We start from the raw sequence: 1,864 nt of genomic DNA on the forward strand, positions 1-1,864 counted from the left end.
CCCTCGACCCCGCCTCGCTGGAACCGGTGATCGAGGGCGCCGACGCCGTCCTCTCCGGCATCGGCCAGGCCGGCCGCACCGATCCCCTCAAGCCCGCCTCGACCTCCGCCCGCGCGGCGACCACCGCCATGGCGGCCGTCGGGGTGCGCCGCATCCTCGCGGTCAGCGCCGCGCCGCTCAACCGTTCCGGAGCCGGGCAGTCGCTCCTCACCGCGAAGGTGTTCAGCCCCCTGCTCTGGTCCGTCCTCCGGGAGGTGTACACCGACCTGGAGGCGATGGAACGCGTGCTGCGCGAGAGCGGCTTGGACTGGACAGCCGTCCGACCCCCGCGGCTGACCAATCGGCCCGGCCGGGGCCGCTACCGGCACGCCGTCGAATCCGGACCGGCCGGTTCCACCGTCCCCCGCGCCGACGTGGCGCGGGCCATGCTGGACCTGGTCGCCGACCCGGCGAGCTTCCGGCACGCGGTCGGCGTCAGCTCCTGACCCCGGCGGCGGCCTGCCACCGGACGCGATTCCACGATTCCTCCACGGATGTGTCCAGCAAGTGGAGTTGATGCGTCCTGCCCCCTTGTCAGGCGCACCGTTCCTCCCTACCTTCGTGGACCAGGAACCCGGCCCCATCCGGCCCACCGGTTCGCGGCGGCCGCGATCCGCGCTGTCGCCATCGCCAGAGGCACGACCGGACCTGGAGGCGCCCCATGCCCGTACCCCTGATCGACGAGATCCGCGATGCAGGCCCCCTGGCGGTCGATGACGAGGCCATCGTGTTCGAGGACGACGACCGCGGCGACCACGAGGCCACGGCCTGCTTGGCCGACCCGTGGGTGACGGCCACCACCCGCTTCGCCTGCGACTTCAACTCCTGACGGTGACCGGTTCCATCGCCGGCCGCAGCGGATGGTCCGATGACACCTGGTCGTACCTGAACGATCCGCGGATGCCGGCGATGGAACACGGCTGGAAGCTGCACGTCTCGGCCCGCCCCGGCGAACTCGACGCCGCGCTCGACCTCGTCCTGCCGGTGCTGGCACGCCATGTCTGCCACGCGAAGTGGGCCAGGGATCCGGAGACCCTGCGGGCGCTCAACTCCGGTGTGTCCAGCGCCGGTTCGGCCGGCAAGGCGATCACGGTCTACCCGGCGCCCGGCACCGTCGTCACGCTCGCCCAGGAACTCGTCGCCGTGCTGCGCGGCCGGGAGGGTCCGCAGATCGTCAGCGACCGGCGGGTCGACCCCGACTCCCCCGTCTACTACCGCTACGGGCCCTTCAGCGGCGACTACCGGACCGGCCGGAGCGGGCGGCTCGAATCCGTCATGACGGGCCCGGACGGACGGCTCTTCGACGGGCTGGCCGGCGCCTCCTACCGGTGCCCGCCCTGGGCCGAGGACCCCTTCGAGCACCGGGACCGCCCGCACGGCGCCGCCGGACTCGGCGGCGGACGCTACCGGGTCACCGGCGGCATCACCCGCAAGCCGCAGGGCAACGTCTACCGGGCGCTCGACCGGACCAGCGGCCTGCCGGTGGTCGTCAAACAGGCCCGGGCCTTCGTGGCCGAGGACGAGTCCGGGGCCGACACCCGCGACCGGCTGCGCAACGAGCACGCCGTCCTCAGCGCGCTCCACGGCCTCGGCGGGGTGCCGCGCGCACTCGACTACTTCCGGCACCGCACGGACGAGTACCTGGTGATGACCAGCTGCGGCGACCGGGACCTGCGGCGGGTCGTCCAGCGGAACGGCCCGTACCGGGACGGCGCGCTCTCCGAGCTGGCCGCGCGGCTGCTCCGCGTCCTGGACGGCATCCACCGGCGGAGCGTGGTGGTCCGCGATCTGAAGCCCGACAACGTCGTGCTCGACGCCTCGGGAC

3 protein-coding genes are annotated in these 1,864 nt (G+C 73.4%); all 3 read left to right on the plus strand.

Annotated elements, in window-relative coordinates; all coding sequences use genetic code 11:
• On the plus strand, positions 1-485 hold a 485-nt coding region (locus tag ACFQ87_RS46055; RefSeq protein WP_380617019.1), incomplete at its 5' end, for an NAD(P)-dependent oxidoreductase.
• A 215-nt stretch (positions 486-700) separates the two neighbouring features.
• Positions 701-868 (plus strand): SflA family class IV lanthipeptide, encoded by a 168-nt coding sequence (locus ACFQ87_RS46060; RefSeq protein WP_380617020.1) that lies wholly within the window; start codon positions 701-703, stop codon positions 866-868.
• A 2-nt stretch (positions 869-870) separates the two neighbouring features.
• Positions 871-1,864 (plus strand): phosphotransferase (locus tag ACFQ87_RS46065; protein ID WP_380617021.1); only part of this gene is annotated, 994 nt, incomplete at its 3' end.

The organism is Kitasatospora sp. NPDC056531 (assembly GCF_042794375.1).
Taxonomy (GTDB): Bacteria; Actinomycetota; Actinomycetes; order Streptomycetales; family Streptomycetaceae; genus Kitasatospora.